This window comes from Croceitalea dokdonensis DOKDO 023 (assembly GCF_001306415.1).
In the GTDB taxonomy this organism is placed as follows: domain Bacteria; phylum Bacteroidota; class Bacteroidia; order Flavobacteriales; family Flavobacteriaceae; genus Croceitalea; species Croceitalea dokdonensis.
The window spans coordinates 25,697-32,500 of the sequence record NZ_LDJX01000004.1; the positions used below are offsets into that span (position 1 = coordinate 25,697).

At 40.1% G+C, this 6,804-nt stretch carries 6 protein-coding genes (1 of these 6 running past the window's edge); 4 read left to right on the top strand and 2 right to left on the bottom strand.

Going from position 1 to position 6,804, the window contains the following annotated elements; genetic code table 11:
- Positions 1-85: 85 nt before the first annotated feature.
- Complete coding sequence (gene rocD, locus I595_RS09190; protein ID WP_054559146.1) at positions 86-1,363, bottom strand: ornithine--oxo-acid transaminase; 1,278 nt, start codon at positions 1,361-1,363, stop codon at positions 86-88.
- A 233-nt stretch (positions 1,364-1,596) separates the two neighbouring features.
- On the opposite strand from rocD, the gene I595_RS09195 reads away from it, so the two are divergent.
- The 4 genes from I595_RS09195 (at position 1,597) to I595_RS09210 (ending at position 5,699) form a co-directional block, all read left to right on the top strand.
- Positions 1,597-2,769, top strand: coding sequence for a mechanosensitive ion channel (locus tag I595_RS09195; protein WP_054559147.1), 1,173 nt, complete (start codon positions 1,597-1,599; stop codon positions 2,767-2,769).
- Positions 2,770-3,034: 265 nt separating this feature from the next.
- On the top strand, positions 3,035-4,450 hold the full coding sequence (gene rlmD, locus I595_RS09200; protein WP_054559148.1) for a 23S rRNA (uracil(1939)-C(5))-methyltransferase RlmD: 1,416 nt from the start codon (positions 3,035-3,037) through the stop codon (positions 4,448-4,450).
- 6 nt (positions 4,451-4,456) lie between these two features.
- Positions 4,457-4,969 (top strand): DUF6452 family protein, encoded by a 513-nt coding sequence (locus I595_RS09205; RefSeq protein ID WP_054559149.1) that lies wholly within the window; start codon positions 4,457-4,459, stop codon positions 4,967-4,969.
- Positions 4,950-5,699, top strand: coding sequence for a DUF6048 family protein (locus I595_RS09210; RefSeq protein WP_054559150.1), 750 nt, complete (start codon positions 4,950-4,952; stop codon positions 5,697-5,699). The genes I595_RS09205 and I595_RS09210 overlap by 20 nt, the downstream gene beginning before the upstream one ends.
- Positions 5,700-5,734: 35 nt before the next feature.
- Here I595_RS09210 and I595_RS09215 read toward each other — a convergent pair whose 3' ends face one another.
- Positions 5,735-6,804: the 3' portion of a THUMP domain-containing class I SAM-dependent RNA methyltransferase gene (locus tag I595_RS09215; RefSeq protein WP_054559151.1), read on the bottom strand. Its footprint extends 97 nt past the window's final position; 1,070 of the gene's 1,167 nt are visible here — the last part of the coding sequence; its start codon lies off the right edge, out of view — the gene reads right to left on this strand; its stop codon occupies positions 5,735-5,737.

A 6,804-nucleotide genomic window follows, 5' to 3' on the forward strand; every position in this document is an offset into this window, starting at 1 on the left:
CGTCCATTAAACAGGGTGTGGTACATTTCCTTGCCAACTACTTTGGCAAGGGCGTTTAAATAAAAATCCCCTTTCGGGGATTTTTTTATGCCTTAAATTGTAATATGGTTTTTCTTATAATGGATATACAATCCAGTAGCTCCTCCTTAGTCATTACCAAGGGTGGGGCAAACCGTATAATATTACCATGGGTAGGCTTTGCCAATAAACCATTATCCTTTAGGGCGACGCATATATTCCAGGCTGTTGAACTATCTTCCGTATCATTGATGACTATGGCGTTCAACAAGCCTTTCCCTCGGACAAGACGCACTAGGTCTGTCTCGGCAACAAGTTTTTGCATTTCACTTCTAAAAAGTTCCCCTAGTTGAAATGCGTTTTCTGCTAAGTTTTCTTCTTTCACCACTTCCAAGGCCGCGATGGCCACCGCACAAGCCAATGGGTTGCCACCAAATGTGGAACCATGGTTTCCGGGGCGTATCACTTCCATGATATCATTGTTGGCCAAGACAGCAGAAACTGGGAAAACACCACCAGAAATGGCCTTGCCCAGTATTAAAACGTCTGGTTTTACATCCGGGACACCAGAACAATTCTTATCGGAGCAGGAACAATTACCACAAGAGGCCAATAAACGACCCGTACGGGCAATCCCTGTTTGCACTTCATCTGCGATAAAAAGCACGTTCTTGGACTTACATAGTTCAAAAGCTTCCTTTATATAATTTTCGTCCGGCACATAAACACCAGCTTCCCCCTGTATGGGTTCCACCATAAATGCAGCGACATGTTCATCTTTTAGAGCTTCTGCCAGGGCGGCAATATCGTTGTAGCGAATGGAAAGCATACCTGGGGTAAAGGGTCCAAAATTTTCAGTGGCCACAGGATCATTGGATGCCGAAATAATGGAAATGGTCCTACCATGAAAGTTATTCTGGCAGACAATGATTTTTGCCTTGTTGGCAGGTATACCCTTTTTCTCATACCCCCATTTTCTAGCTAACTTTAAAGCGGTCTCCACAGCTTCTGCCCCGGTGTTCATGGGCAATAATTTGTCAAAACCAAAGAACTCTGTGGCAAATTTTTCATACTTCCCCAGCATATCATTATAAAATGCACGGGAAGTCAAGGTTAAATTCTCTGCCTGATTTTTTAATGCATTAATAATTTTGGGATGGCAGTGTCCTTGGTTAACCGCGGAATAAGCAGATAAAAAGTCATAGTACTTTTTACCCTCCACATCCCAAACAAAAACCCCTTCTCCCCTACTTAAAACAACCGGTAGCGGATGGTAGTTCTGAGCACCGTACTTGTTTTCTAAATCTATCGCTTCCTGCGATGTAATGTGTTGTAAAACAGCCATTTTAATAGCATTTAATAATTTATAAAATAACCATTCCTGCTGTACCTTTATCCTTTCAAATCCCGAACCGTCGGGAGAAAATTCAGCGTGGGAGAGAAATCATCCCTAGTAGAGATGCGAATTTACTAAATATTTCTCCATCTAAAAATTAGCGGTTTTAAGTTACATGGCAATTGTGACCATTACCATTAATATGGTTCTTAAGAGAACACTAACTCCGTAAAACTATAAAAATGGAATATTTAGAAAACATGATGAGCAGTATCTCCGGCTCCGTAGGTGAATTTATGCCTGCAACAATTGGGGCAATTTTAATTCTTGTAATTGGCTGGTTTGTGGCAGGAATTTTAAAAAGGCTAACCAGCAAACTAATCAAGAAAACCGGCATTGATGACAGGATGAAAAGTGATAAGGTCACCTTATCCAAATTTATAGGTAAACTTATCTATTTTCTGGCGATGATATTTGTTTTTATGCTGGCCCTTGAGAAATTAGGTATGCAAAGCGTGCTAGACCCCGTGAAAAACTTACTGGACGGTTTCTTGGCCTTTATTCCAAATATCATTGGTGCCGGTTTGGTGGGCTACATAGGGTATATGCTGGCCTCTGTAGTTGCGGAACTTGTTGGGATGTCTAGTGGTACCATCCAAAAGTTTGTTCCCAAACTGGGCATATCAGAGGATTTTGACGTTATCGGGGTCCTTAAAAAAATCGTATTTATTTTTATTTTCATTCCCTTGCTCATTTCCGCGCTCAACATCTTAAATATGGATGCCATTTCCGTTCCCGCAACTTCCATATTAACCCAGTTTTTTGATGCCATACCAAAGGTTCTTCTTGCCGTATTCATATTGATTCTTTTTGTTATTGGTGGTAGATTTTTATCCCAAATGGTAAAAGATATCCTAGAGAAGATGAACTTGAACCAAGTTGCGGAAAAAATGCATTTACACCACATGGCGGGAGACACAAACCTACCCAAAGCCATTGGAAACATTGTCTACTTTTTTATTGTCATTTTTGGATTGATGACAGCTATTGAAAAACTGGAATTCGCCCAACTTACAGAAGTTTTGACCACGATAACCCATCTTTCTGGCAAAATATTATTCGGACTTGTAATTATCATGATAGGCAACTGGGTTTCCGTCCTTGCCAAGAATACATTTTCTAAAAATGAAAACAATGCGTTTGTAGCGTCCATTATCAGAACTGCAATTTTGGCTATATTTTTGGCCATGGGCTTAAAAACCATAGGTATGGCAGACGATATTATCAACCTAGCCTTTGGGATCACTTTGGGTACCATAGCCATTACGGTAGCACTTTCATTTGGTTTGGGCGGCCGTTCCGCGGCAGGCAAACAAATGGAAAGAATCCTAGATAAATTCAGCGGCAAAAAATAAAGCGTCAGTCTTTAAAATACGTAATAATCAAATAGAGGCCCCAATCTAATCCATTGGGGTCTTTTGTATTGGAAATCATCCCGGAATACAGCGCAAAACAAACCAAAAAAGACCGTTACCTTTTTTCTTAACCAAGGTAACCGATACTTAGGTCTAAATACCTATTACGAACCTAGAAAACGAATAATCGCTTTAACCTTAGACCAAACAATAATTACCTATTTGTACGGAAAGAAAAGGTTTAAAATCTACTTACTTTTGCGAAATGCGTAAGAAGAATAGAAAGCAAATTTTTGAACATATTGAGGTATTGGACGCAGGAGCTAAAGGCAAAACCGTGGCCAAAGCACCTGATGGGCGAGTCATTTTTATTTCCAATGCCGTCCCCGGGGATATCGTAGATATTGAGACTACCAAAAAACGTAAGGCCTACTTTGAAGGAATAGCCACGCGTTTTCATAAAAAATCGGAAAAACGCACTTTACCAATCTGTGAGCATTTTGGCAACTGTGGCGGCTGTAAATGGCAGCACATGCAGTATGAACACCAACTGTTTTACAAACAAAAAGAAGTTGAAAACAACCTGATGCGCCTAGGAGGGCTAGAATTGCCAAAACCACGTCCTATACTGGGCTCAAGGAAACAGTACTTTTACCGGAACAAGATGGAATTTTCATTTTCTGACAGTCGCTGGCTAACGCTTGAAGAAATTAAGTCCGATCAGCCAATTGGGGATAAAAATGCCCTGGGCTTCCACATTCCAGGAATGTGGGACAAGATTTTGGATATAAAAAAATGCCATCTTCAAGAAGACCCCTCCAATGCCATACGATTGGAGGTAAAGTCTTTTGCAGAGGCAAACCAACTTACCTTCTTTAACCTTAGAGGACAATCCGGTTTACTCCGTACCATGATGATACGAACGGCGTCCACGGGTGAAATTATGGTAATCATCCAATTCTATGAAGATTTACAACAAGAACGAGAACTCCTGTTAGAGCATCTAAAAACCAAATTTCCGGAAATTACCTCTTTGCAATACATAATCAATCAAAAGCAAAACGATTCCATTTATGACCAAGAAGTGGTATGTTACCATGGTCGTGACCATATTTTTGAGGAAATGGAAGGACTTAGATTTAAAATCAATGCAAAATCTTTTTATCAGACCAACTCTGAGCAAGCTTATGAGCTTTATAAAATTGTACGTGATTTTGCTGGTCTTACGGGTAACGAAACCGTTTATGACCTCTACACTGGAACGGGAACCATTGCCCAATTTGTGGCCAAAAAAGCAAAGAAGGTTGTTGGTATAGAATCTGTACCTGAGGCCATAGAGGACGCCAAAAACAACGCCACACAGAACAAAATTACCAATGCAGTTTTTGCAGTGGGAGATATGAAAAACGTGTTTACGGATCAATTTATCAACCTTCACGGCACACCGGACGTTATTATAACAGATCCGCCTAGAGTGGGGATGCATAAATTAGTTGTTGAACAACTGTTAAAAGTTGCGCCAGATAAAATCGTTTATGTAAGTTGCAACAGCGCTACCCAAGCAAGGGATTTAGGAATGATGAAAGAAAAATACAACGTAATTGAGTCACAGGCCGTGGATATGTTTCCGCAAACGCACCATGTTGAAAACGTAGTGTTGCTCACTAAGCGTAAGCCCTAGGGAACTATGAAGAGAATACTAATTTCCGTCATACTAATAAACTTTATCGTTTTTTTGGCTTCATGCGAAAAGGACGATATCTGTGTTGAAGGGGATACCCCATTATTGGTGGTCGGTTTTTTTGATGACAATGCAGAAGATGACAATACTGCCAAAAATGTGGAAAATTTGGGTATCATCGAAATTCAGGGAAATCTCCTCTTAAATACGATAAGTAGTGTTGATAGTATTGCGTTTCCGCTACGGAGCGACACCACACGCACCTCCTTCCAACTTATTAGAAATGCTCAACTCAACGAAGAAGATGGCAACACCACCATAACAGGAGAAGGAAATCCAGTAGCGTTCACGTATGTGGTGAATAGGAGTTTTGTTTCCCGTGCCTGCGGTTTTGTGGCCAACTATAACCAACTAGATACCTTAAGGGACGTTAGCGATACGGATTGGATAAAAAGGATAGATGTCGTTACTAGTGATATTGAGAATTCAAATATGATTCATGTTAAGATATTCCATTAACATTATATGCTTTATTCTGGGAAGCATCCTTAGCCACGGGCAAAGCACCAATGACAGCATACAACAAGAATCCTATGGGCTCCGTGTGGGTATAGACCTAAGCAGGCCCATACTATCTGCATTAGATGACAATTATAGCGGATTTGAATTTGTTGGGGACTATAGGCTTACTCAAAAATTATATTTGGCCGCAGAAGTGGGCAATGAGAAAAAAAGTCAAATAGAGGATTTGGACGGGATTGATCTTTACGACTACACCACCAATGGAAGTTATATTAAAATTGGCGTGGACAACAATACCTATACCAATTGGAAGGGAGAACAGAACCTTATCACCATTGGTGGGAGATATGCTTTTAGCACATTTTCACAAACCCTGAACAGTTATCGGTTTTACGAATCCAATAGAACCTTTAATCCCGATACGTTTTTATTGGTGGATGATACGCCGCAGGAATTTGGAAATCGTACTGCATCCTGGTTAGAGTTGGTGATTGGGGCCAAGGCAAAGCTGTTTAACAATGTTTACGGAGGAATTTCTATAAGATTGGGGTATTTGATAACAGATTCTGCAGATGGGGACTTTCCAAACCTTTGGATACCGGGTTTTAACAAGGTAACGGACGGAAGTAATTTTGGTATTGGTTACAACTACTCTATTTCCTACTTTTTGCCATTTTACAAAAAAGCAAAGGAAATTAAACCAAAATTAAAAGAAACCGTAAATTGAGTTGGGAAAAAGGTTCGTAAGCAAATAAGCATATTTTACATCTTATGGTTTTGATATTTGCCCTTTTTGCTCCCTTGGTACAGTTCATATTTCACCAATCTCGCTTCTAATTGGCCATTGTACAGTTTAATTTTTCTGGATGGTCTTAATCCAACATGTTTTAAGCTTGGAAGGTTTGCTGTAATGAACCAAGCTTCCATACCGGCATAGGTTTGTTTAAGTGTATCGCCTATATTTTTATAAAATTCGGCCATATCTATGGATAAACGCTCCCCATAAGGAGGATTAAATACCAAGTGCACCTTGTTTTCAGCAGGATTAGCTTCTTTGAAAAAATTGTTTCGCTTTAGTTGTATGTATTCTGATAGGTTGGCATTTTCAATATTCTCCTGAGCTTTTCTTATCGCAGAGGGGGCTTTGTCCAATCCAAATATTTTGTAATGGAATTCCCTGGTTTGATTGAGTCTAGAATCCCGGATTTTCTCAAAAAGGCCGGCATCAAAATCGTTCCAATGCTGAAAAGCGAATGATTTTCTATTGATATTCGCCGGTATATTACAGGCAATCATTGCGGCTTCAATCAATAAGGTACCACTACCGCACATGGGGTCCAAAAAATCACTTCTTCCGTCCCAGCCGGTAAGCAACAAAACCCCAGCTGCCAAAACCTCATTGATCGGGGCAATATTGGTTGAGGCCCTATAACCACGTTGGTGCAGGGAACTTCCAGAGCTATCCAAGGAAACAGTGCAATCGTTCCTATGGATATGGATATTGATTATGATATCTGGGGAAGCGGTGTTCACGGATGGTCTAGTACGCTCAGTATCCCTAAACTTATCCACAAGACCGTCCTTGGCTCTTTGTGAAACGAATAAAGAATTATTAAATACCTCAGAATTCATTGTAGTATCAAACGCAAAGGTCTTATCGGCATCAAAATAATCAGACCAATCTATTTGGTAAATGTTCCTGTAAAGCTGTTTTTCATTAAAAACCTTAAAATGGCAGATGGGTTTCAACACTTTCAAAGCAGTTCTAAGGGAAAGGTTAGCCTTATATAGAAACCCGGTATCCCCCTCAAAGCTTACATTTCTAACTCCCT

What these genes read in the sequence shown, in the direction of transcription:
- I595_RS09210 (WP_054559150.1), top strand. Translation starts at nt 4,950, where the DNA reads ATGTTAAGATATTCCATTAACATTATATGCTTTATTCTGGGAAGCATC.
- I595_RS09195 (WP_054559147.1), top strand. Translation starts at nt 1,597, where the DNA reads ATGGAATATTTAGAAAACATGATGAGCAGTATCTCCGGCTCCGTAGGT.
- I595_RS09205 (WP_054559149.1), top strand. Translation starts at nt 4,457, where the DNA reads ATGAAGAGAATACTAATTTCCGTCATACTAATAAACTTTATCGTTTTT.
- rocD (WP_054559146.1), bottom strand. Translation starts at nt 1,363, where the DNA reads ATGGCTGTTTTACAACACATTACATCGCAGGAAGCGATAGATTTAGAA.
- rlmD (WP_054559148.1), top strand. Translation starts at nt 3,035, where the DNA reads ATGCGTAAGAAGAATAGAAAGCAAATTTTTGAACATATTGAGGTATTG.